Origin of the sequence: Paenibacillus sp. FSL R10-2778 (assembly GCF_038593035.1) — a bacterium.
Taxonomy (GTDB): domain Bacteria; phylum Bacillota; class Bacilli; order Paenibacillales; family Paenibacillaceae; genus Paenibacillus_AQ; species Paenibacillus_AQ odorifer.
Genome location: NZ_CP151956.1, coordinates 1365846 through 1388619 on the forward strand (window position 1 = coordinate 1365846; position 22774 = coordinate 1388619).

Here is a 22774-nt window from a genome sequence, read left to right on the forward strand (position 1 = left end):
ACAGTGCGATTGGCGGGGCATCCTTTCGAGGATAATTGTAAGTGTTCAATGAAACAAATGAACGATGAAAGGAGCGGGATCGGCTATGGTGGAAGTGAAGATTCCATTTAATCTTACAGGGGGAATCAGGGAGTATCGTCCGGCCGTCTGGCCAGGGCTTGCTCTGCAATGGAAGGATAAGCATCTGCTGCTGGAGCTGCCAGCAGAAGCCGATGGTTTATCGAGCGCGTTCTACGGCGGAGGAATGAACCGGCTGCAGCGGGCCGTCAATTTATATGTTGATCGCAATTACGAATGTAGTGATCCTGTCCAGGATATGGAGAATAAGCTGCGCGATTGGGGTTATCCTTTATCCGGCTGTGCTGGTCTGATGACGGCTGTGCCGCTAGAGCATGCAGCGGTAGCTGAAGAGGACACGGGTTCAGCGGGAATATTTGTTTGCGTTACAGCCGCCGCAGGAAATGCTGCGCGCGCAGGTGTGGAACGCAATGTGCTGGCTGTGTATCGGCCGGGTACGATTAACATCATGCTCTGCATTGATGGCCGCCTGACACCGGCGGCCATGGTCAATGCTGTGCAGACAGCTGTCGAAGCCAAAGCTGCTGCGCTGGCAGATCTCGGGATTACCGATCCCGAGAATGGCCTGATCGCTACCGGCACGACTACGGATGCTATTGTACTCGCTGTGAGCCAAAGTGGCCGATACAGCGCCGAGCATGTATATGCCGGCACAGCAACCGATCTTGGAGGCGCTATCGGCCGGCTTGTATATAGTGCTGTGACGGGCAGCCTGCTGTCGGTGCAGGCAAGGAAGGATAGCTAATGAGAATGGATAGCTGGAGAAGTAGAAGCTTGTTCAGAGGTGATTGCTTGTGACAATCGCTTTGGTGTTGCTTGCGGCTTACGTAATTGACCGGATCGTAGGTGATCCGCGTAACCTGCCTCATCCCGTAATTGGTATGGGCAAAGCAATCACGGCTCTGGAGCGGGTGATCCGTCGTTTATGGTCCCGCCCGCAAAGCCTGCGCAGAGCAGGGGTGTTGCTTCCGCTATGTGTGGCGGGCGGTGCTTGGGCACTGACAGCCATCCTGCTATGGCTGCTGTCATCTATCTCACCGTGGCTCGTCTGGATAGCCGAGGTTTGGTTGATTTCAACCACGATTGCCTCCAAGGGACTAAAGGATGCAGGAATGGCGGTGTACGTGGAATTGCAGAAGGGCGATATTCCTGCTGCCCGCAAGGCGTTAGGGATGATCGTGGGACGTGATACGAATTCGCTAGATGCACCGGAAATTGTCCGTGGAACGGTGGAGACCGTAGCAGAAAACATCGTCGATGCGATTATTTCTCCGCTTTTCTACGCGCTGATTGGCGGTGCACCGCTTGCTATGGCTTATCGGGCGGTCAATACACTCGATTCAATGGTCGGTTATAAGAACGATAAATACCGTGATCTCGGCTGGGCATCTGCCCGGCTCGATGATGTGGCTAACTTCATCCCGGCACGGATTACAGCATTGCTTTTGGCTCTATGTGCAGGGATGCTTCGTCTGGATTGGCGCAGATGCCTGCAAATGGTGAAGCGGGATGCACATCTACATCCAAGCCCTAACAGCGGTTATCCAGAATCAGCTGTGGCTGGCGCACTTGGCATCCGACTCGGAGGCGAAAATGTGTATCATGGCGTCGCTTCTTTTCGGGCTTATATGGGTGATCCGGTACGTACGATGGAACCGGATGATATCATCCAGACCTCGCGGATGATGATGCTCTGCTCTTCAATATTTGTAGGTCTATGCGCGGTTGTGGCATGGATATGGATTGGAGGCTGAGCGTCGGTATGGCAATTCCCTCTATAGAGCTTGAGCTAGTGCTTATCCGACACGGGCAGACGAAATGGAATGTTGAGCATCGTTACCTGGGACATACGGATCTTCCATTGCTTCCTGACGCAAGTGAGCGGCTATCCCAACCTCAGCAGCAGATCTGCATGCAGACTGAGTTATCAGGTGGTTTTTGGCGTGTGTTCTGTTCCGATTTGCTAAGATGTCGGGAGACCTTGGCTTTCGTATCACCTTCACTAGAGCAGGACGCTGTTTACGATCAGCGGCTTCGTGAAATGAACTTCGGAGCTTGGGAAGGCTGCACTTATGAGCAGTTGAAAGATAACTCTCTATATAGACGTTGGATTGATGATCCTTCAAAGGTTACACCGCCAGAAGGAGAATCGTGGACAGCATTCGATGCTCGGTTGCGTAGTTTCCTGTTGGACTTAGGTCAAGCTGCTGTGGCTGCGTTTGGATGCTGTGCTATCAAGGAGAAAAAAAGTGAGGTTACATCGAATAGAGTATTGGTAGTGACGCATGGGGGTGTAATCAGGAATTTACTTGCACAGTTAGTTCCTGGTCTCACATTCTACAATGCAGTGGCTCCTTCTCCCGGGAATGGAATGGTACTAAAAATACTCTGGCAGCATGGACAATGGTCAGCTGATAAAGCTCATATTTTGGAAAAAGGATGATTACATGAAAAAAGGGTTCCACGTCATTAGGAAAACCTAATAGGTGGAACCCTTTATGTTTGAACTATCGTTTGCTGTCAGCAGAATAACATGGTTAATTAGATATTAGATATTAGGTAATAGGTAACCATTCCTTATAGGTATCTGCACGTGATTGTAATTCATTAAACAGCATGCTGGCATGGTAACCGTCACACACGGCATGGTGGAATTGCCCCGAGATGGGTAATAGTATTTTTTTGTCTTGCTGAAAATATTTCCCTATCGTAAAGATGGGAAGTAGGTAGGTTCCCTCGTTATACACATTCAGGTTAAAGCTTGTGAAGCTGACCCACGGAATGCTGGAAATAGGGAAGGTGTTCGGTGGTTCGTTTGCTTTAGCGATAAATTGTTTCACGCTTCCGTACATTTTCATATCATCGAGATAACGGTTATAGAAATCATTAAACTGTTCACCGTACGAAGTCCAGATGCTTGAGAAAGTCTTATCATCATCATGGAAAATTGTAAAACTAGGGGACAAGCTATCCCAATAACCTAATCTACCTTCAGAATCAAAACATGTGCGGAATTCACTATGACGGTTCACCACCGTAGTTATCATGTGGATTAGTGCTGGGTACAGCTTAATTCCCTTATGCTTAAGCTCTGACAGTAGAAGGGTGATATCAATATTTACAGTCATGCTGTAGGTGCATCTGACATTGTTTAAATAATGTTCAAAATAGGGTTTTCTACTCCAGTTATCAATGCCAATCGGGATAAAAATCATTTATTATGACCTCCTAAAATTATTTCATTTTTCATTTTAGGAGGTCTGCTGGGCTGATTTCACCATATCCTTATCACAATCCCTTGAGAAAGTATTTTGTAACGATGAGTATACCATCAATTGGAAGGGAGATGCATTTATAATGCTGACCGAAAAGTTGGTTATTGAAAAATTGCTTCAGCAAAAGCGTACGAGTGTTGCTTCCAGCGTAGTGATGATGTGTGGTGTAGCGGGGTCGGGTAAAACAACCTTTGCTAAAAAGCTGGAGAAAGAGGGATTCGCCAGACTTTCGATAGATGAAGATATTTGGGCCACGCACGGCCGTTTCGGGGTGGATTATCCAGAGGACAATTATGAGTCCTATAAGGAAGAGTCGGAGATAAAGCTGCGGGGGGAGCTGGTGAATCTGCTTCAGGCAAAACATCATGTTGTTATCGATTTCAGCTTCTGGCAACGTCAGAGACGGAACGATTACAAGCAGCTCATTGAGAGTTATGGTGGCGTGTGGGAACTGATTCACTTAAAGGTCCAGCCGGATGAATTGCGTCAGAGACTGCTTATCCGGAGTGAACGTTTTGACGCCAATGCCGCATTTCCGATTACGGAGGACATATTAACCCGGTTTTTAAATGGTTTTGAGATCCCTTCTGGAGAAGGGGAGCTTGTGATTGAGCATAGATCTGTAACTTGATTTTTTGGGCATTTTTCCTCTTATAGAACCACAGCCGGATTAAAATCCCATGGCTGTGGTTCTTTTTTTAAGCGAGTGATTGTGCCATGATAGTCATGGGGGCGATTGAGAGATGTTTAAGGATTTTAAGCTCATAGCCGGACGGCCGGTGTATATACAAATTAAAGACTATATGAAGCACTTAATCATAAAAGGCGGTCTGCAAGGCAATCAAAAGCTGCCCTCCACACGAGAGCTCAGCACATTGCTTAAGGTTAGCCGCAACTCCGTAATCTCTGCTTATGCAGGGCTTGAGGATGATGGCTTTGCTTATGCCGTGCAAGGGCAAGGAAGTTATGTTGCTGCTACGCCGCCCGGCAGTGAAACGATCTCTTCCTGGACGATGGACTGGAAGTCACGTCTCAATGATCACGCGGTGCTGGCAGAGGAACTGGATATCATGAAGCGCGGGATTCGAGCGGAGAAGGGGACGATCTCCTTCACCAGCATAGCGCCTGATGAGAGTCTTTTTGATCTGGATAATGTGAAGCGGTCCTTTATGGATCGGATGTCGGTGGAAGGCAACGTTCTGCTAAATTACGGCTATGCCAAAGGGTATAAGCCTTTAATAGACTATTTGAAGCAGTATATGGAGCACAAGGGCGTTGAAATGAAAGGCAAGGATATATTGATCACCAATGGCTTTACTGAAGGGTTCGATATTGTATTGTCTGCTCTGAGTAAAAAAAATGGTTCGGTCATTTGTGAGAATCCGACGCATCATACAGCGATCAAAAATTTGAAGCTGAACGGTTTTGAGATCACCGGGATTTCGATGGAGCGTGATGGGATTGATTTGGCGGAGCTGGAGAAAGCATTGCAACAGCAAGCTTTTGACTGTGCATACTTCGTCCCTTCTTATCATAATCCGACCGGAATTGTAATGTCTCCAGAGAAAAGACAGCGGCTAATGAAGCTGATGAATCGCTACCAAGTCCCGGTGATTGAGGATGGTTTTAACGAGGAATTACGATATTCGGGCTCACATGTGGCTCCACTTATCGCAGCAGCAGGCAGCGGCAACAGCGTGATTTATCTCGGCAGCTTCTCCAAGGTATTATTTCCGGGACTACGTGTAGGTTGGGTGCTGGCGGATCAGGAGTTGATCAATTCCCTCGAAAGCGTCAAGCGCGCCCGTACCATTCATACCTCGACGCTGGATCAATCCATTTTGTATCAGTATTTATTGGGTGGTCATTTAGAAAAGTATTTGAAAAAAGCCAGAGCGGAATACAAACGAAAGTATGAATTAACCCTGCAATGCTGCAAGGATTGTATTCCTTATACGGCGCTGTCAGGGGACGGTGGCCTGCATCTTTTTGTAACCTTCGCGGAGGGCTTTAATACAAGGACGCTGTTGGCGGCCTGTCATGAGCAAGGGGTTATTTTTACAGCAGGAGATATATTCTTCACAGACGGTAAGGGTCAAAATACGATACGGATCGGTTTCTCCAGAGTGACGGATGAGGATATCCGCAAGGGGATCGAGATTATTGGCAGAACAGCTCGACAACTAATGGGATAAAGAGGTGCTTGAGATGAAGGTAGGCGTAATTATGGGCGGGGTATCCTCAGAGTATGAGGTATCCATGAATAGCGGTAGAGAAATATTGAAGAATCTAGACCCCAATAAATATGAAATTATTCCAATTGTGATCAACAAGCGTGAGGAGCTTATTGAGCAGGCAAAGGGGATCGATATCGCACTGCTTGCACTTCATGGAGCTTACGGCGAGGATGGTACGGTTCAGGGAACGCTGGATACGATGGGGATTCCGTATACGGGCAGCGGGGTTTTGTCTAGCAGCATTTGCATGGATAAAGATCTCTCCAAAAAGCTTATGCGCTGCGCAGGCGTCAATACAGCAGATTGGCTATGCTGGGACAGCATGAAGGATTATTCGGCTGAAGCGGTGGAACGGCTCGGATATCCTGTTATGGTGAAGCCATGTTCAGGCGGCTCGAGTATCGGAATGGAAAAAGTGAGCAGCAGCGAGGAGCTGTTGTGCGCAGTGCAGAAGGCTTTTGCCTGTGATCAGTCGATTTTGATCGAAAGCTACATTCAAGGCCAAGAAATCACCTGTTCTATTCTAAACGGAGAGCTGCTGCCTATTCTGGGAATTACCTCAGCAAATGCCGAGTGGTTCGATTACAGTGCTAAGTATGATGAAGGCGGAGCAGATGAACGGGTCATTGAACTGCCTGCTGAGGTGCATGAGCGGGTACGCGAGGCTGCCTTGAGCTGTTACAAAGCACTAAAATGTAGCGTGTATGCACGGGTTGATATGCTGCTTAAAGAGGGTATTCCTTATGTGCTGGAGGTGAATACGTTACCAGGCATGACGAAGGCCAGTCTTTTACCCAAAAGCGCGCAAGCGGCAGGCTACACCTTCAGCGGACTGCTGGACGAAATCATCTCCCTTTCCCTAACGGAAAAGAGTGCAAAAGAAGAGGTGTACAGCCATGCATAATGAATGGATTGCTCCACGTGTGCGGGAGATTGCACCCTCGGGGATTCGGGCTTTTTTTGACCTAAGTGCGGGGAATCAGGATATTATATCGCTGGGTGTAGGGGAACCAGATTTCGTTACACCGGAGCATGTAAGAGCTGCCTGTATTCGTGCCTTGAATAACGGGGAAACGATGTATACGCCAAATTCCGGTTTACTGGAGCTTAGAGAGGAGATCGCTTCTTATCTGCACACAAGTTTCAAGCTTCGCTATGAGCCAAACGATGAGATTATGGTTACGGTGGGAAGCAGCGAGGCTGTGGATTTGGCATTACGAGCTTTCATTACACCTGGGGATGAGATTATCGTCCCTTCTCCGAGCTATATCGCATATTCGCCGATTACCCATTTGAACGGGGGGGTTACGGTGGAGGTAGAATCATCGGCCGAGCAGGGGTTTAAGCTTACTGCTGAAGCGTTACGGAAGGTGATTACTCCGCGTTCCAAGCTTCTTATGGTGAATTTTCCGACTAATCCTACAGGTGCAGTAATGACTTATGAAGATTGGCTGCCTATTGCACAGATTGTAAAAGAGAATAACCTACTGGTCATTTCAGATGAAATTTATGCCGAGCTTACGTATGACAGTCAGCATGTCAGCATCGCCTCTCTTCCCGGGATGCTGGAAAGGACGATTGTGATTAGCGGCTTCTCCAAAGCTTTTGCAATGACTGGCTGGAGAGTGGGTTATGCTTGTGGCGATCGAGAATTAATTGCTGCGATGCTAAAAATCCATCAATACACTGCGATGTGTGCCCCAGTGCTCGGTCAAATTGCTGCGATTGAATCATTACGCAATGGAATGCAGCATAAGGAACACATGAAGCAATGCTTCGATGAGCGGAGAAAGCTGCTGGTTAGTGGATTTCGATCCATAGGACTACCTTGCCATGAACCTGCGGGCGCATTTTATGCCTTTCCTTCCATCGCTCACACCGGAATGAAATCAGAAGACTTCGCTTTGCAGCTGCTCAGGGAGGTCGGTGTCGCTGCGGTTCCGGGCCATGTGTTTGGATCAGGCGGAGAGGGTTATATTCGCTGCTCCTATGCCGCTTCCTTACAAAAATTGACGGAGGCGCTGGAGCGAATCGAAGATTTTATGAAAGTGAAGTTGTAATTCTAGAAGTCCCCCTCTATCATAGATGGGGGCTTTTCTGCGAATATGAGATAGAATAGGTTATACGGATACATTTAATAGGAGGTCGTAATTATATGCTTTCAGATATTCAAGACGTAATTAAACAAATCATTCCGGCTGATGATCAGTCCATCCTCAAGGCGGAGCATCGGCTGAACATTCTGACTAAACCTCCGGGCAGTTTGGGACAATTGGAACCTCTGGCCGTTAAGCTCGCTGGAATTTCGGGTACGGAGCAGCCTAGTTTCACCAAACGAACAGTTGTTGTGATGGCTGCTGATCATGGGGTGTGCTGCGAAGGGGTTAGCGCATTTCCACAGGAAGTCACGCTACAGATGGCCCATAACTTTCTCAGCGGTGGAGCGGCTGTGAATGTATTGGCACGTCAAGCTGGGGCAGAGGTACAGTTTGTTGATGTCGGCATAAACGGCGATCTTAGTCATGTCGATCTGATTGATCGTAAAGTGCGCCGGGGAACGGATAATATGGCTGTGGGACCTGCGATGAGTCGTGAGGATGCCATGAATGCTCTTCTTGTTGGGATAAGCGTTGCGCAGGAAGCGGTTAAGAACGGCACGGAGATTTTTGTAACAGGCGAAATGGGCATTGGGAATACTACGGCTAGTGCAGCCATTCTATGTGCTCTCAAAGGAATAGCCCCTGAAGTAGCCGTGGGACGAGGAACGGGAATTGATGATGAACGTTTATTACATAAAATTGCAGTAGTGGAACGCGCCTTAAAGGTAAATCAGCCGAATTCAGCAGATCCGTTGGATGTATTATCTAAAGTTGGCGGACTGGAAATCGCTGGCTTGGCGGGACTGATTCTTGGTGCGGCTGCTATTCGGACACCTATCATTTTGGATGGTTTTATTTCGGGGGCGGCAGCGCTTGTGGCAAAAGCCCTTGCACCTGAATCCATCGCTTATATGATAGCCTCTCATGTATCAGGAGAACGGGGTCATAAGCTAATGCTGGAGCAGCTTGGACTTGAACCGCTGCTTAACCTAGGTCTGAGATTGGGTGAGGGAACAGGGGGAGTATTGTGCCTTCATTTAATCGAGGCGATCTGCCGCATTTTGAGCGAAATGGCAACCTTTGAAAGTGCAGGCATCTCTGGAGCTGGTCAACGATGAGCATTCTTGTAACGGGTGGCGCACGTAGCGGGAAAAGTGGTTTTGCAGAAAAACTGATGCAGTCACTGGCAGATCAGGCCTTCTATGTAGCAACCGGACAGGCTTTTGACGACGAAATGAAGGAACGGATTGCTCTGCATCAGCATCAACGAATGGAAAGTGGTTACGCTTGGGAGACGCTTGAGGAACCGTATGATTTACCAGATCTGCTAAAGCGATTATCGGGTGAAAAAGCGGTGCTGGTAGATTGTTTAACCTTATGGTTATCCAATGCATTATTGGCCGTGGAAGGTTTTGAAAATAGACAGGAGCTTGTTGAGAGTGAAATAACAAGACTTGAAGACAGTGTGCGTTCTTTTCAAGGGACGCTTATTCTGGTCACTAATGAGGTTGGCGACGGGATTGTCCCGGAGTATGCGCTTGGCCGATTGTATCGTGATCTGGCGGGAAGAATGAACGCCCTGATCGCACGGCAAAGCGAACAGGTCTTTCTAGTAACTGTTGGAATTCCGATTGAGCTGAAGAGCAGGGAGTATCGTTTATGAGGGAGCGTAGGGATGCGGCCGTAGCTGCCTTTCAGTTCTTATCCCGATTTCCTGTAAAAGGTGATCCGGGATTCTCTCCTGAACTGCTGCGCCGGAGTGTAATCTTCTATCCCATGGTAGGCGCAGCAATTGGGCTGTGTGTAGCTGCTGGAGCAGCCCTGACGGGATTGCTTTTACCTGCTTGGCCAGCAGCTGTGCTCACTCTGATTCTGTGGGTAGGCCTCACTGGCGGGTTGCATCTTGATGGCTGGATGGACAGCGCGGATGGTCTGCTCAGCTATCGGCCACGGGAGCGGGCCCTGGAGATTATGAAGGACAGCCGTGTGGGTGCGATGGGCGTACTCGCCTGCGTGCTGCTCCTGCTGTTTAAAGCATCTTTACTGGCAGCTCTAATCGAAGGCTTCGCCTACTACGAGCTGCCGCTGCTCTTGGTACCAGCGGTCTGGAGCCGCTGGTATATGGTGCGGGCAATGGTGCGTTATCCCATTGCCCGTGGAGACGAGGGGCTGGCCGCGAACTTCGCCGGCCTAGCTTCCTCGCATGAGCGGCGCGCGCTGGCAGTCGCCGCGCTGCTCTCGCTGGCCGCCGCCGCTGCGCCACTGGCGCTCGGCGCTGGCTTAGCCGCGTGGCCGCTGCATCTGGCGGCAGCTCTGCTGCTGCCGGTCGCGGCCTTGGCCTGCGGCACCGCAGCTGCGCGGTGGATCAGCAGCCGGCTCGGCGGGCTCACCGGCGACGTGTACGGCGCGCTGAACGAGCTGCTGGAGGTTGTGCTGCTGCTAGTGTTATTGCTGCTCCAGCACAATTTAATGTGAGCTCCATGGGGAATCTTGAGTAATTTGGTGTAGGTGGTACTACGGATGAACCTTGAGTAATTTGCTGTAGGTGGTACTACGGATGAGCCTTGAGTAATTTGCTGTGAGTAGCTCTACGGATGAACTTTGAGTAGTTTGCTGTAGGTGGTACTACGGATGAACCCTTAGTAATTTGCTGTGGGTAGCTCTACGGATGAGCTTTGAGTAGTTTGCTGTAGGAGCACCACGGATGGGTCTTGAGTAATTTGCTGTAGGTACTTTACGGGTAAACCTTGAGTAGTTTGCTGTAGGAGCTCTACGGGTGAACCTTGAGTACAATTTGTTGTGAGCAACCTTTGCGTTTTTATGAGATAGATAGGGAAGAGGGATGACATGTTATTTGCCATTCTGCTGTTTATAATTGCTGGGCTTGCTGAGATCGGTGGCGGATATTTAGTATGGTTATGGTTGAGAGAATCACGGCCACTTTGGTACGGTTTAGTGGGGTCTTTGATTCTGATAGCGTATGGGATTATCCCTACGTTGCAGAAATTCCCTTCCTTCGGTAGAGTGTATGCGGCTTACGGCGGGGTGTTTATCGTACTCGCGGTCTTATGGGGATGGCTTGTAGACAAGAAGACACCAGACGTATACGACTGGGTCGGAGCTGTTATTTGTGTGATCGGTGTAACGGTCATCCTCTGGGCACCGCGGCACTAGGTTGAGTGAGGTTTGCTTAGTCATAAAAGCTGAAAAAAGCTGAGTAACCTAGTTTTTACTAAGTGAGTAACTTGGCTTCGGACTCAGGAGACCTTATTTGCGATAAAAGGGTTAATTTGGAGCGTTTTCGGACATCAGAGGCGCTATTTGAACAAAATAGGCTGAGTCTGGGTTGATTATGAGGCAATAGCGTCTCTCGAGTCCGAAAAAGTCTCCGAATGGCAGTTTTTCGAGTAATAGCGGCATCTGAGTCCGCAAGCCAGCAGCAAATGGCGTGCTGAGTCTAAGTGAGAGCTTCGCGCAAGCTAGCGCATGTAGCCGAGTCTATTGCAGTAAGTAGCATCCACGTAGGAACTTTGAGTAATTTGCAGTAAGTAGCATCCACGTAGGAACTTTGAGTAATTTGCAGTAGGTAGCATCCACGGATGAACTTTGAGTAATTTGCAGTAGGTAGCATCCACGGATGAACTTTGAGTAATTTGCAGTAGGTAGCATCCACGGATGAACTTTGAGTAATTTGCTGTTGGTAGTGCCACGGATGAACTTTGAGTAATTTGCTGTTGGTAGCGCCACGGATGAACTTTGAGTAATTTGCTGTAGGTAACTTGGCTCCGGACTCAGGAGACCTTATTTGTGATAAAAGGGTTAATTTGGAGCGTTTTCGGACACCAGAGGCGCTATTTGAGCGAAATAGGCTGAGTCTGGGTTGATTATGAGGCAATAGCGTCTCTCGAGTCCGAAAAAGTCTCCAAATGGCAGTTTTTCGAGTAATAGCGGCATCTGAGTCCGCAAGCCAGCAGCAAATGACGCGCCGAGTCTAAGCGAGATTATCGCGCAAGCCAGCAGCAAATGGCGTGCTGAGTCTAAACGAGAGGATTGCGCAAGCCAGCAGCAAATGACGCGCCGAGTCTAAACGAGAGTATCGCGCAAGCCAGCGGCAAATGGCGTGCCGAGTCTAAACGAGAGTATCGCGCAAGCCAGCGGCAAATGGCGTGCCGAGTCTAAACGAGAGTATCGCGCAAGCCAGCAGCACATGAAGCGCCGATTCTAAGCGAGAGCTTCGCGCAAGCCTAGCGTATGCCCCCAAGTCTAAGCGAGCCATCGCAAACTAAAAACCCCCTGTTCAACACTTTCGTGTGAACGGGGGTTTTGGTTTACAAGCGTTAAATCTTAAATTGCTGCACAGCTTCTTGGAGTTTCTTGGCTTGCTCATACAGATGTTTAACGGTTTCTGCATGGCCTTCCAGTTCGACGCGCTGCCGCTCTGAGTTAGCAGCGAGTGTGTCCGCACTTTCTTGCGATCTTGATGTAATTTGTGCAGTTTCTTCGACGGAAGCACTGACTTCTTCTGTACTTGCTGAGATTTGCTGTGTAGCCGCAGATACGGATTGGATGCTGTGATTGATGCTTTGGATAAGAATCAGGAGGTGATTAAAGGCATCACCTGCTTCTGCTACTTTGCCGACTCCAGAGGCAACCTCAGAATTCACGTGGTTCATCTCGGTAACGGAGCGGCTCATATCTTCTTGAAGCCCAAGTAGGAAGTCACGGATCTGTTCGTTTGCGTTACGGGATTGTTCAGACAGCTTGCGTACTTCTCCCGCAACAACAGCAAAGCCGCGTCCATGCTCTCCTGCGCGTGCAGCTTCAATTGAAGCATTCAGCGACAGCATTTGGATCTGTTTCGTAATTTCAGTAATGCTGTGAACGACTTCTCCGATCATTACTGAACGCTCATTCATGATTTGTAATTGATCCAGCGACTGTAGGGAAGCACGTTCAACCTGGCGCATTTGCAGCACAGCGCTTTGAGCAATTTCATTACCGCCACTTGCTTCAGCGGAAGCCTCACTGATTTGCTCCGTGACTTCATTCGCTGCTGAGGCAATACTTTGAATGCCTAAATTGATTTCTTCCATTGCTCTCGAGTTATCTGATGCACTGCTAGCGATAGTCGTACTACCTTTGCCGATTTCTACTACCGATGAGCTGGAGTGTTCCGCCATATTATTGAGAACCTCAACACGTTCTTTTAAAGAGTTGGAATCCGCAACGACAGTATTAGAGGTTACCAGTACATGTCCAATCATTTCTTTCAGGCGTTGGGTCATCGCTTGGAAGCTTACGGACAACTGTGCAACTTCGTCATTTCCTTTAACTGATAATTCTTCGGTGAAATCTCCCTCTGCGAGCCGGGCACTATAAGCTGCCAGTTTTGAGATTGGACGTGTTATACGCACACTCATGAACCATGCACCAGTTAGGCCGATGATCAACGTCAGAAGTGTGATTCCGGCACTTGTCCATAGAATACTGTCTGTTTTTTCTTGAATGAAGCTTACGTCACTGCTTACACCGATAACCATCGTACTTCCGGGAATACCGATATAAGCTGTTTTATGTATACCATGTGCGTCGCTATATGTATCGCTTAGTCCAGTTTTTCCTTTAGAGGCTTGTTGCATTGCAGAAGATACGGTGACACTTTCTGCCCGTTGCAATTTTGCATCGTGATCTGCGGATAGAATCTCAGCTTCTTTTCCCTTCAGATTGACCAGAAAAATGGTTTCCACTCCATGTTGTTTCCTCTTTTCCTGAAAATAGAACTCGAGATTGGTGGCAGACTGATCGTTCTTATTTAGGGTTTGCTGGGCGTGCATTACGTTGAGATTCTTATATACGTCCTGAGCAGCGGCAGTAAGGATTTTGTTAATCTGCGGCATAACATAGCTGTTGAAGATACTGATAGAGATAAAATAGAAGCTGGTGCTTAACAAAAGAGACGTGAGCAACAGAACAACAAATAATAAACGCGTAAATTTGCGACTGATCGAATGCTTGATACGAAACATATCGTTCTCTCCTTTTTTTATGGACGGTGAGGTCATTTCTTTTTTGGTCTTCACTAGATACTCCATGCCAACTGCTGGAAATTGGCGACCCGAGATATATTCCATAGTTATGTCATATTTCTACTAAATGGATCGGGAATAAGGTGTTTGATACTATTCTATAGAATTAACCTCTGGATGAATAGTGAAAGTTTTGTCCTATAGAGCATTTTTTTCTGAAAAAAATGAATTATTGCTGACTATTTTAGATAATTGGCGAAAAAAAAGAAATGGAACTACCAATTTCATATAAAAATATTATTTTTATGGATTGTTAAGCGCTATTGTGATAGAGTATTAATGTTTTGTTCCGAAATTTAATATTGTAAGCCGCGGTTCGTAACCATCCCGCGTAAACAAAACTAGGAGGAATTTCAGTAATATGTTTAATTTGCTGTGGGGAGTTTTATTTGTTATTGTCAATTTTGCTTTTTTTCTACTCTGTTACCGCTTGTTCGGGAAAAGTGGAATGTATGCCTGGGTAGGTATTGCTACTGTAATTGCTAACATTCAGGTAGCTAAGACGATTGCTATGCCATTTGATATTGTGATGACACTCGGAAATACGATGTATGTCACTTTATATATGACCAGCGATTTACTTAATGAGAAGTACGGAAGAGCGGAAGCACGTAAAGCGGTCTGGTTTGGTTTCTTCACCTTGCTTATGACTACAGTCATTATGCAGATGGTATTAGTATTTAAGCCGCAGGAGACCGATATCGCTCAGTCTTCTTTGGAGACGATTTTTGGGCTGATGCCTCGACTAGCTTTGGGTAGTCTTACTGCTTACTTCATTAGTCAGTTCCTAGATGTTCGGTTGTACTCTTGGATTCGTAAATATTACAGCACCTCAAGTCAGCTGTGGATTCGTTCCAACGGTAGTACGATGATTAGCTCCTTTGTGGATACACTTATTTTCTGTACCATTGCGTTTGCGGGCTTGTATGACTGGAATGTATGGCTTGAAATTTTGCTTACGACTTATCTAGCGAAGTTCTTACTAACCGCAGTAAGCACACCTATCTTATATATCGCCCGAACCTTTACTTTTGCTGAAGAGGGTTCACCATCATCCGTTCAAAAGAAGGACTAAACAACAATACAGCCAGCGCGTACCGATCATAATCGATGCGTGCTGGCTGTTTTTTCGTTGTAAGATGGACTTAATCGTTACATGAAAGATGTGTACATAAAAATAATATAAAGCTAAAATAAGCTATCGTAGCAATTCTAGCGGGTTAGTTTAACAGGAGCGCCGGCGCTTATCACATATCCTTTAGTTTGGGCTGGACTTGCGGGGCAGTCCGATTGAAGAGAATGTATATAATCGGTAGTCACAGAAATTACGAATAGGTGTGATCAGGATGAATCTAGTAGTTCCTATACTGCGTCATGCAGCACAGCAGCCCGACAGCATTGCCTTAACCCATGACCAAGCAAGTCATACCTATGCCACATTAGTAAAAACGATGCGGAGAATCGCGAATGGCTTACAGCAAAAGGGTCTGAGGCATGACAAAATCGCGATTTTATCTACGAATCGTATTGAATTTGTTGAGGTTTTTTTGGGGGCGATTTATGCGGGCTGTGTTCCCATTCCCTTAGATCCCAAATGGAGTGCTAATGAACTGCAGGTTATTATAGAGCAGTGCCAGCCGACAATGATTTTTGCCGAGCTGGAAACCGCAAAGAATCTGGTTTTCAAGGATCAAACGATCCCAACGCTGACCTTCTCAAATGAACGAACAGGTTCCTATGATCAGTGGCTGGCTGCCCTGAAGCCGGAGGCTGAGTTGGATGAGACGAATGAATTATTATTTATTGGCTTTACGTCAGGCACAACCGGATTGCCCAAAGGTTATATGCGTACCCATTTATCATGGTTAAAAAGCTTTGAGGTCTCGAATATTGCTTTTGAATTGGACGCTATGAAGGATGTTTTGGCACCAGGTCCATTTGTGCATTCCCTATCCTTATTCGCCGTAATGCAGAGTCTATATGATGGAGCAACCTTTCATATCACACAAAAATTTAGTGCCACGCAGGTGTTAGAGCTGTGCCAGCAAATTCCGGGCGTGGTGCTGTTCATCGTACCAACAATGATCGAATCCATGATGCAGCAGGCTGTACCTGGGCAGATACAGATTGATGCGATTATTAGCTCAGGTGCAAAGTGGTCGGGGTTGTCCAAGAAAAGGGGCATGGAAGTGTTTGGTGGAGCGCGGCTTTATGAATCCTACGGTTCTTCAGAAGCGAGCTATATTAGTTATTTGGATGTTCTGACCGAGCATAATCCGACCTCTGTAGGCAAACCTTATCCCGGGGTGCAAATTTCCATTCGTGATGACCAGTTCCGGGAAGTCCCTCCTGGGGAGATTGGGCAGCTATATGTGCGTAGTGATATGATATTTTTAGGCTACCATCAATTGCCGAATGAGACAGCAGCAGCTTTTAGAGAGGGATGGCTTGTTTTAGAAGACTATGTTTATCAGGATGAAGCTGGTTATTTATATATGGCGGGACGTTTGAAGAATAAAATCATATCCGGAGGGCTGAACGTTTATCCGGAAGAAATAGAGAGGGTGCTGGAGTTTCTTCCGGAAATAGATGAAGTGATGGTGCTTGGCGTGCCTGACGATTACTGGGGAGAACAGCTGATAGCCCTCGTGAAGTGGAGCGGAGAACAGCATTTATCTGTCGAAGAAATTAAGAATTATTGCCGCCAGTATTTAGCGAGCTACAAAGCGCCGAAGCAGCTGCTAACCCTGGATGAATTTATCTATACAAGTAGCGGGAAAATTGCCCGGCAAGCGATGAAAGACTATGTGAAAAGAGCGATGATATGATAGAAGCAGTAATTGTCATGGCAAAACGTACACCGGTTGGCAGAATGGGTGGCTTATTAAGTACACTTGAGCCGGAGGCATTACTGGCGCCGCTTATTCAGCATATTGTAGCCGAAACGAACTTGCCTAAAGAACTGATCGATGATGTCATTATTGGGAATGTTGTGGGCCCAGGAGGTAATATTGCCCGGGTAGCTGCGCTTGAAGCGGGGCTGCCTGTTTCGGTTCCGGGTGTCACCGTGGATCGTCAGTGCGGATCTGGGCTAGAGGCAATTAATATAGCAGCAAGACTGATTCAAAGCGGCGCTGGAGAGATTTATTTAGCGGGTGGTGTCGAAAGTACGAGCCGTGCTCCATGGAAAATGGCTAAACCACAGACGTTAATGGGGGTTCCACAGCTGTATACCCGTGCACATTTTACGCCTAGCTCTTACGGTGATCCGGATATGGGAATTGCTGCAGAGAATGTAGCTAGGAAATACGGGATTTCTCGAGAAGAGCAGGATCAATATGCCTTAAAAAGCCATCAAAAGGCGGTTCATGCTCAGCAAAGTGACCGGTTTCAGCAGGAGATAGTACCTCTTCAGGTAGAGGGGCAGTGGGTGAACACCGACGAATGTCCTCGGGCAAATACGAGTCTGGACAAGCTGCAAAAGCTGCCGCCAATTTTTGAAGAAAAGGGTACCGTCACTGCTGGAAATGCCTGTCCTATTAATGATGGCGCAGCGCTTCTATTAATGATGTCTCGTGAGAAGTGCCAGCAGCTTAAGCTTACCCCTATTTTGCGGGTCGTGGATGCGCAAGCTGCGGGTGTAGATCCGAACTATTTGGGTATGGGGCCTGTACCAGCTGTGCAAAAGGTGTTAAAACGCCAAAAGCTTACCGTTGCCGATTTAGATATCATAGAGTTTAACGAAGCTTTTGCTTCACAAGTATTGGCATCACTGAACGAGCTTCAAATTCCACAGGAAAAGGTCAATCTTGGCGGGGGGGCATTAGCAATAGGCCATCCATACGGAGCTTCCGGGGCTATGTTAATGACTCGCTTATGTGCTGAAATGCAACATGCCCCTTACCAACGAGGGCTTGCTACTCTGGGAATCGGCGGCGGGATAGGTCTGGCAACACTCGTGGAGGTTATAGAATGAACAGTGTCCGACATCAGATCCATATGACTGCTGAATGGATTTCGGACTATGCACAGAGTATTGAAGCACCCGTGCAGACGATAAATGGAAAGCTGATCGCTCCTGCGACGATGCCTATTATTTTCTGGCAAGACTTCGATATTCCTTGGTTAATCATCGGTGAATCCTTGCTTCACGGCACTCAGAAATTTTCATATCAGGCTCCGATTACGGCGGGGATGATTTTGGATTGTGAATTAGCGTTAACGGGCGAGGTGCAAAAAGAAGGCAGACAGGGTAAACTGACTTTTTACACACATACGCTGGTTTGTAGGTGTGAGGGTAAGCTAATAGTCAACGCAGAAACGGTGTTAATTCGGGTAGGTGATGATCATGATAAAAAAGTGCATAACAGCTGAGGCTATCCGGCAATATGCAACTGCTTCCCAAGATTTGGCGCCTATACATCTAGATGCAGAGGCCGCAGCCAAGGCTGGTTTGGAGCGACCCATCGCACATGGGATGTATCTTATGGGATTAGCCCAATCTTTGTATATTGCTGAGTACCCTACACAGTGGATCACTCAATATGATATGAAATTTCATAAGCCAATAGAGGTCGATAGTGTCGTGATTTTTGATTTTGCAGCGGACGATTGCTTTGTGAAAGTGATCCTTACAACAGAAGCTGGCGATGTTATTGCTGCGGGAGCTTTTGCAGTGAAAGAGGTGTAGTGATGAATAAATTGGCCTTAATTACTGGAGCAACAAGAGGGATCGGACGTAGTATCGCCATGCAGCTTGGCAAGTCAGGTTATATAGTGGTTGTAAATGGTACGAAACAAGTCTTAATTGATGAGGTTGTGCGCGAGATCCGCCAGGCAGGCGGAGAGGCACTAGGGTACGCTGCTAATGTAGCCGATTCCGCCGCAGTCACTGCCATGGTAGGTGAGGTCATTGCCCGATACGGTCGTATCGAGGTGTTGATAGCTAACGCGGGAATTGTGCAGGATCAGAAATGTCAACGTATGACGGATGAACAGTGGAAGAATGTTCTGGATGTGCATTTAAATGGCACTTATTATTGCATTCAACGAGTATTACCACATATGCGTGAAACAGGTGGGGATATCCTGTTGATGACCTCTGCTGCTGGACTAGCAGGTTCCGTAGGTCAGGTGAATTATAGTGCAGCCAAGGCTGGAATACTGGGCATGATGTGGACGCTCGCAGCAGAGCTGAAACGTGACCAGATTAGGGTCAATGCGATTTCTCCAGCGGCATTAACGGATATGACCAGACCAATAATTGACCATTTGAAGGAGAAACATGCCAGTCGTAATGAACCTTTGCCTGATTTTTGGAGAATAGGTGACGCGGAGGCTATTGCTTCCTTCGTGACTGCATTGTTGAGGGAGTCCGACGCGGATTTAACCGGTGAAATCTTTGCTGTGAATGGATCAAAAGTGACAAAATGGGAGAAGCCTGCACCTGCATTTTCCGAGAATAGCATTGAGGCATTTTTTGCTGCTTGGCACCGTCAAAAGGGGACTGAATAAATGCTTACCTTCGATCAAGTTTGTTTTTATTATAAAAAAGGACAACCTCTTCTGGAGGATATTAGCTTTACGATAGACGCAGGGGAGTTTGTGGCGATAGTCGGGGCGAATGGTTCTGGCAAATCCACTATTGCAAAGCTCATGGACGGACTGCTGCTGCCGCGAAAAGGGACTGTACAATTTAAGAGCTTGGACACAGCAAAACCAACGGATCTTGCGGAGATTCATCAGCAAATCGGTTTTGTTTTTCAGAATCCAGAGGATCAATTTATCACTACAACCGTTATGGATGAGGTGCTTTTTGGTTTGGAGAATATCCGTGTGCCGAGGGAGGAAATGCGCAGCCGATTGGATCATGCCTTACAGGCCGTTCATATGGAGGATTATCTGGAAGCTATGCCACATCAGCTATCTGGAGGCCAAAAGCAAGGTGTCGCTATCGCAGCTATATTGGCGATGCGCCCGCAAGTCATTATTTTTGACGAGGCTACCTCAATGCTTGATCCTCAGGGAAGACAGCAGGTTCTTTCCATCATGCAAGAGCTGCATCGTCAAGGCCTGACGCTTATTCATATCACCCACCATATGGAGGAAGTGTTTGCAGCAGAACGCGTATTGCTCCTGCACCAAGGACGACTTGAGTTTGACGGCGATCCACTGACTTTTTTTGAAACCATGCCTGTTGCGGACTATCAATTACAACTGCCCTTCGCAGTGCGTGTACATACATTGCTCCATTCAGCAGCACCGCTAACAGCCGATTGGAAGGGGATAATTCGATCACAATGGTCTACCAATTAAAAAATCTATGTGTGAACTATGCCGATCATGTGGCTTTGCGCAATATAAACTGCACTATTCCTGAAGGCAAATGGATTTCTATTATCGGTCCAACAGGCGCAGGAAAGTCTACCTTTGTCAAAGTGCTGAAGGGCTTGATTCCCACCGAAAAAGGAGACTATTGGATTAACCAGCAGCCTGCCAGCAGAGATGCTAAAGGACGCTTAAAGGTTGTCCCCGAGTTGGGCTTTGTTTTTCAATATCCGGAGCATCAGCTATTCGAAACAACGGTGCATAAGGAGCTTGCTTTTGCTCTGAATCAGCAGGGTGCTTCACGTCAGCAAATTACAGAGGCGATTGAAATGATCTTGCCGCAAGTGGGTTTGCCAGAGGGGATTCTTCCCTTAAATCCATTCCAGCTAAGTGGTGGTGAAAAGCGCCGTGTAGCTATTGCCTCTGTACTGATGACAAATCCGAAGCTGCTGATATTGGATGAACCGACAGCGGGTCTCGATCCAGCTAGCCAAGTGTCTTTGCTGAGGCTACTAAAGGAATGGCAGCAACAAGACAATCGCACCATCCTCTTCGTTTCGCATCAGATGGGTGATGTTGCCGAATTCTCAGATGAGGTCATGGTTTTTCATGAAGGTCAGTTAAAAGGGCATCATGATACCAGAACATTGTTTCTGGAAAAGGAAGAATTACTGCTGGAACTTGGACTATCCTTGCCTGAACCCGTACAGCTCTTGAAGCTAGTGGAGGAATTATCTGGTCAGAAGATTGAAGTTGCCAGCTGTAAAGAGCAGGATATCTTCGAAGCGATTTTGCCGATTTGGCATTCGAGGGGGCAAGGGCATGGCTGATTCCGTATTAGTCGGTCAATATGTGGAGACGCATTCGATTTTTCATCGTTTAGATCCTCGTACAAAGCTTGTAAGTATCGGGATGCTCATGCTTAGCTTTATGATGCTTGGTACGGGGCTTAGTTATGTTTTTGCAACCTTTTTTGTATTGGGATTGTTACTACTGTCTAAAGTTCCTGTGCATTTTTTTTGGCGAGGGCTACGGCCGGTATTATTTATTTTATTATTTACTTTTGTTTACAATGCCGTGTTCACCAAGGGGACGATTCTCTGGTCATGGTTTTTTATCGAGGTGACTGAAGAGGGATTGCGGATAGGATTACGTTTTGTATGGCGGATTATATTGCTCATCTTGTTAGCCTCAATTCTGACATTAACTACTAAACCGCTAGACTTAGCTTATGGTCTGGAGAAGCTGCTTGCCCCTCTGTCCAAATTGGGGGTACCCGTAGAGCAGTTCTCTTTAATGATAGTGATTGCGATCCGTTTTATCCCTACCATCAAGGAGGAGCTTGATCGTATCCTTCTCGCACAAAAGGCTAGAGGTTATGATCTCACAGTATTATCACTGCCTAAACGGATATATGCGTACATTCCGATCATTATTCCTCTGCTCTTCACAACGATTCAACGTGCTGAACAGCTGAGCTATGCAATTGATGCGCGTGCTTATGGGAATGGTAAAGGAAGGACTTCTTTTAAAAGACTGCAATTTCAGCAAATAGATTATCTGGCAGGGGGAGCTGCCCTTTCAATTGCCGTGATTCTGCTTTGCTTAAAGATAGGAAAGGTGTAGATGAAGATGAAATGGAACACCCGTATTACGGAGTTATTGCACATAGAATATCCTATTATTCAAGGAGGACTTGCTTATTTAGGTTATGCAGACCTCGCGGCTGCGGTTTCAAATATCGGTGGACTGGGTCAGGTCACGGCAATGAGTCTTCCGGATGCGGAGGCCTTACGTGCAGAAATACGTCGGGTACGAACACTAACGGACAAACCATTTGGTGTTAATTTTGCTATCGGCATGCATGGGATTGGTTATGAAGATCGGGTGCAGGTCGCCATCGAAGAGCAGGTTCCCGTGGTGAGCCTTACTGGAGGGAATCCAGCCCCTATACTGGAAATGTTACAGCCCACCGATATTAAAACACTTGTGCTCGTCTCCTCACGCAGGCAAGCCCAAAAAGCTGAACAATTAGGGGCTTCTGCGGTTATTGTTGTTGGGCATGAGGGAGGGGGCCACTTAGGGCGTGACGATGTTGGAACCATGGTGCTCGTTCCGCAAGTGGTTGATGCGGTTAATATTCCTGTGATTGCTTCCGGAGGGATCGGAGATGGCCGTGGATGGATGGCTGCTCATGCACTTGGGGCTGAAGGAATCGAAATGGGCACTCGTTTCGTTGCTACAGTGGAATGTGTTCATGCGGCCGCGTCTTATAAAAAAGCTTTAGTAGAAAGCTCAGAGTCGGATACGGTTGTAATCAAACGTTCTATTGGAGCACCCGCACGAGTGTTACGTAGTGACTACATTGATCAAATTCTTGAAATCGAGCGCGTGACACCGACCTATGAAGCATTAAAAGAGTATATCAGTGGTGCAGCCAACAAGCGCTGGATCTATGATGATATCAAAGAAGAGGGCATCGGCTGGGCAGGTCAAGTGACAGGAATGATCCAAGATATTCCTACAGTCGCGGAGCTGATCGGCAGGATGGTGAAAGAGGCTAAGTTGGTTCGCGGGATGTGGGGAACACAGGTTTGAATTTAAAAAAACACAGAGCGGCGATTCTCTCATTATTGGAGGAATCGCTGCTCTGTATTTTTGGCTGTGGCTTG

At 47.3% G+C, this 22774-nt stretch carries 23 protein-coding genes and 1 riboswitch; of the genes, 21 read left to right on the top strand and 2 right to left on the bottom strand.

Features of this window, described 5'->3' with window-relative positions:
* The first annotated feature begins 85 nt into the window (after positions 1–85).
* The 3 genes from NST40_RS05995 to NST40_RS06005 are packed head-to-tail and all read left to right on the top strand — an operon-like array spanning position 86 to position 2521.
* Positions 86–823 carry an adenosylcobinamide amidohydrolase gene (locus NST40_RS05995; protein WP_076218820.1) on the top strand — a complete coding sequence of 246 codons (738 nt, stop codon included), beginning with the start codon at positions 86–88 and terminating at the stop codon, positions 821–823.
* 49 nt (positions 824–872) lie between these two features.
* Entirely contained in the window at positions 873–1832 is a 960-nt protein-coding gene (cbiB, locus tag NST40_RS06000) for an adenosylcobinamide-phosphate synthase CbiB (protein ID WP_076277709.1), read from the top strand.
* A gap of 8 nt (positions 1833–1840) precedes the next feature.
* The gene (locus NST40_RS06005; protein ID WP_342410505.1) at positions 1841–2521 is read left to right on the top strand and encodes a histidine phosphatase family protein; all 681 of its coding nucleotides are present in this window, start codon (positions 1841–1843) and stop codon (positions 2519–2521) included.
* 112 nt (positions 2522–2633) lie between these two features.
* Here the strand turns inward: NST40_RS06005 and catA are convergent, their stop codons facing one another.
* Positions 2634–3293: a type A chloramphenicol O-acetyltransferase gene (gene catA, locus NST40_RS06010; protein ID WP_076277711.1), complete on the bottom strand. Its 660-nt coding sequence runs from the start codon at positions 3291–3293 to the stop codon at positions 2634–2636.
* Positions 3294–3435: 142 nt separating this feature from the next.
* Between catA and NST40_RS06015 the strand changes: the two genes are divergently transcribed.
* The 8 genes from NST40_RS06015 (at position 3436) to NST40_RS06050 (ending at position 10863) form a co-directional block, all read left to right on the top strand.
* The gene (locus NST40_RS06015) at positions 3436–3984 is read left to right on the top strand and encodes an ATP-binding protein (protein ID WP_339281772.1); all 549 of its coding nucleotides are present in this window, start codon (positions 3436–3438) and stop codon (positions 3982–3984) included.
* Between the two features lie 112 nt (positions 3985–4096).
* Positions 4097–5548 (top strand): PLP-dependent aminotransferase family protein, encoded by a 1452-nt coding sequence (locus NST40_RS06020; RefSeq protein ID WP_076277713.1) that lies wholly within the window; start codon positions 4097–4099, stop codon positions 5546–5548.
* A 13-nt stretch (positions 5549–5561) separates the two neighbouring features.
* A complete protein-coding gene (locus NST40_RS06025) occupies positions 5562–6494 on the top strand; it encodes a D-alanine--D-alanine ligase (RefSeq protein WP_076277714.1) in 933 nt (310 codons plus the stop codon).
* Positions 6487–7650 (top strand): aminotransferase class I/II-fold pyridoxal phosphate-dependent enzyme, encoded by a 1164-nt coding sequence (locus tag NST40_RS06030; protein WP_342410508.1) that lies wholly within the window; start codon positions 6487–6489, stop codon positions 7648–7650. The genes NST40_RS06025 and NST40_RS06030 overlap by 8 nt, the downstream gene beginning before the upstream one ends.
* Before the next feature lie 95 nt (positions 7651–7745).
* Entirely contained in the window at positions 7746–8807 is a 1062-nt protein-coding gene (gene cobT / locus NST40_RS06035) for a nicotinate-nucleotide--dimethylbenzimidazole phosphoribosyltransferase (RefSeq protein ID WP_342410509.1), read from the top strand.
* Complete coding sequence (gene cobU, locus NST40_RS06040) at positions 8804–9352, top strand: bifunctional adenosylcobinamide kinase/adenosylcobinamide-phosphate guanylyltransferase (RefSeq protein WP_076277717.1); 549 nt, start codon at positions 8804–8806, stop codon at positions 9350–9352. Before cobT ends, cobU begins: the two co-directional genes overlap by 4 nt.
* Entirely contained in the window at positions 9349–10164 is an 816-nt protein-coding gene (gene cobS / locus NST40_RS06045) for an adenosylcobinamide-GDP ribazoletransferase (protein WP_342410510.1), read from the top strand. Before cobU ends, cobS begins: the two co-directional genes overlap by 4 nt.
* Before the next feature lie 372 nt (positions 10165–10536).
* Positions 10537–10863 (top strand): YnfA family protein, encoded by a 327-nt coding sequence (locus NST40_RS06050; protein WP_342410511.1) that lies wholly within the window; start codon positions 10537–10539, stop codon positions 10861–10863.
* A 1163-nt stretch (positions 10864–12026) separates the two neighbouring features.
* On the opposite strand, the gene NST40_RS06055 is transcribed toward NST40_RS06050, so the two are convergent.
* Positions 12027–13715: a methyl-accepting chemotaxis protein gene (locus NST40_RS06055; protein WP_076282004.1), complete on the bottom strand. Its 1689-nt coding sequence runs from the start codon at positions 13713–13715 to the stop codon at positions 12027–12029.
* Between the two features lie 365 nt (positions 13716–14080).
* Positions 14081–14126: riboswitch (PreQ1 riboswitch) on the top strand.
* 10 nt (positions 14127–14136) lie between these two features.
* Here NST40_RS06055 and NST40_RS06060 point away from each other — a divergent pair.
* The 10 genes from NST40_RS06060 to NST40_RS06105 all read left to right on the top strand — a co-directional run bounded on the left by NST40_RS06060 (position 14137) and on the right by NST40_RS06105 (position 22700).
* Positions 14137–14850: a queuosine precursor transporter gene (locus NST40_RS06060; RefSeq protein WP_076128125.1), complete on the top strand. Its 714-nt coding sequence runs from the start codon at positions 14137–14139 to the stop codon at positions 14848–14850.
* A gap of 271 nt (positions 14851–15121) precedes the next feature.
* Entirely contained in the window at positions 15122–16603 is a 1482-nt protein-coding gene (locus NST40_RS06065) for an AMP-binding protein (protein WP_342410512.1), read from the top strand.
* A complete protein-coding gene (locus NST40_RS06070; RefSeq protein ID WP_342410513.1) occupies positions 16600–17751 on the top strand; it encodes a thiolase family protein in 1152 nt (383 codons plus the stop codon). Before NST40_RS06065 ends, NST40_RS06070 begins: the two co-directional genes overlap by 4 nt.
* Complete coding sequence (locus tag NST40_RS06075) at positions 17748–18149, top strand: MaoC family dehydratase N-terminal domain-containing protein (RefSeq protein ID WP_076278027.1); 402 nt, start codon at positions 17748–17750, stop codon at positions 18147–18149. The genes NST40_RS06070 and NST40_RS06075 overlap by 4 nt, the downstream gene beginning before the upstream one ends.
* Entirely contained in the window at positions 18124–18465 is a 342-nt protein-coding gene (locus tag NST40_RS06080; protein ID WP_076308066.1) for a MaoC family dehydratase, read from the top strand. Before NST40_RS06075 ends, NST40_RS06080 begins: the two co-directional genes overlap by 26 nt.
* Positions 18466–18467: 2 nt before the next feature.
* Entirely contained in the window at positions 18468–19289 is an 822-nt protein-coding gene (locus NST40_RS06085) for an SDR family NAD(P)-dependent oxidoreductase (RefSeq protein WP_342410514.1), read from the top strand.
* Positions 19290–20090: an energy-coupling factor transporter ATPase gene (locus NST40_RS06090; RefSeq protein WP_342410515.1), complete on the top strand. Its 801-nt coding sequence runs from the start codon at positions 19290–19292 to the stop codon at positions 20088–20090.
* On the top strand, positions 20075–20932 hold the full coding sequence (locus tag NST40_RS06095) for an ATP-binding cassette domain-containing protein (protein ID WP_342410516.1): 858 nt from the start codon (positions 20075–20077) through the stop codon (positions 20930–20932). The genes NST40_RS06090 and NST40_RS06095 overlap by 16 nt, the downstream gene beginning before the upstream one ends.
* On the top strand, positions 20925–21728 hold the full coding sequence (locus NST40_RS06100) for an energy-coupling factor transporter transmembrane component T (protein WP_342410517.1): 804 nt from the start codon (positions 20925–20927) through the stop codon (positions 21726–21728). Before NST40_RS06095 ends, NST40_RS06100 begins: the two co-directional genes overlap by 8 nt.
* A 6-nt stretch (positions 21729–21734) precedes the next feature.
* The gene (locus tag NST40_RS06105) at positions 21735–22700 is read left to right on the top strand and encodes a nitronate monooxygenase family protein (RefSeq protein WP_076142180.1); all 966 of its coding nucleotides are present in this window, start codon (positions 21735–21737) and stop codon (positions 22698–22700) included.
* The last annotated feature ends 74 nt before the right edge of the window (positions 22701–22774 follow it).

Coding starts and splice junctions, on each gene's coding strand:
- NST40_RS06105 (WP_076142180.1), top strand. CDS start 21,735: ATGAAATGGAACACCCGTATTACGGAGTTATTGCACATAGAATATCCT.
- NST40_RS06030 (WP_342410508.1), top strand. CDS start 6,487: ATGCATAATGAATGGATTGCTCCACGTGTGCGGGAGATTGCACCCTCG.
- NST40_RS06025 (WP_076277714.1), top strand. CDS start 5,562: ATGAAGGTAGGCGTAATTATGGGCGGGGTATCCTCAGAGTATGAGGTA.
- NST40_RS06075 (WP_076278027.1), top strand. CDS start 17,748: ATGAACAGTGTCCGACATCAGATCCATATGACTGCTGAATGGATTTCG.
- NST40_RS06080 (WP_076308066.1), top strand. CDS start 18,124: ATGATAAAAAAGTGCATAACAGCTGAGGCTATCCGGCAATATGCAACT.
- NST40_RS06060 (WP_076128125.1), top strand. CDS start 14,137: ATGTTTAATTTGCTGTGGGGAGTTTTATTTGTTATTGTCAATTTTGCT.
- NST40_RS06005 (WP_342410505.1), top strand. CDS start 1,841: ATGGCAATTCCCTCTATAGAGCTTGAGCTAGTGCTTATCCGACACGGG.
- NST40_RS06070 (WP_342410513.1), top strand. CDS start 16,600: ATGATAGAAGCAGTAATTGTCATGGCAAAACGTACACCGGTTGGCAGA.
- cobT (WP_342410509.1), top strand. CDS start 7,746: ATGCTTTCAGATATTCAAGACGTAATTAAACAAATCATTCCGGCTGAT.
- catA (WP_076277711.1), bottom strand. CDS start 3,293: ATGATTTTTATCCCGATTGGCATTGATAACTGGAGTAGAAAACCCTAT.
- NST40_RS06015 (WP_339281772.1), top strand. CDS start 3,436: ATGCTGACCGAAAAGTTGGTTATTGAAAAATTGCTTCAGCAAAAGCGT.
- NST40_RS06090 (WP_342410515.1), top strand. CDS start 19,290: ATGCTTACCTTCGATCAAGTTTGTTTTTATTATAAAAAAGGACAACCT.
- NST40_RS05995 (WP_076218820.1), top strand. CDS start 86: ATGGTGGAAGTGAAGATTCCATTTAATCTTACAGGGGGAATCAGGGAG.
- cobU (WP_076277717.1), top strand. CDS start 8,804: ATGAGCATTCTTGTAACGGGTGGCGCACGTAGCGGGAAAAGTGGTTTT.
- NST40_RS06050 (WP_342410511.1), top strand. CDS start 10,537: ATGTTATTTGCCATTCTGCTGTTTATAATTGCTGGGCTTGCTGAGATC.
- NST40_RS06095 (WP_342410516.1), top strand. CDS start 20,075: ATGGTCTACCAATTAAAAAATCTATGTGTGAACTATGCCGATCATGTG.
- NST40_RS06085 (WP_342410514.1), top strand. CDS start 18,468: ATGAATAAATTGGCCTTAATTACTGGAGCAACAAGAGGGATCGGACGT.
- NST40_RS06065 (WP_342410512.1), top strand. CDS start 15,122: ATGAATCTAGTAGTTCCTATACTGCGTCATGCAGCACAGCAGCCCGAC.
- NST40_RS06100 (WP_342410517.1), top strand. CDS start 20,925: ATGGCTGATTCCGTATTAGTCGGTCAATATGTGGAGACGCATTCGATT.
- NST40_RS06055 (WP_076282004.1), bottom strand. CDS start 13,715: ATGTTTCGTATCAAGCATTCGATCAGTCGCAAATTTACGCGTTTATTA.
- NST40_RS06020 (WP_076277713.1), top strand. CDS start 4,097: ATGTTTAAGGATTTTAAGCTCATAGCCGGACGGCCGGTGTATATACAA.
- cobS (WP_342410510.1), top strand. CDS start 9,349: ATGAGGGAGCGTAGGGATGCGGCCGTAGCTGCCTTTCAGTTCTTATCC.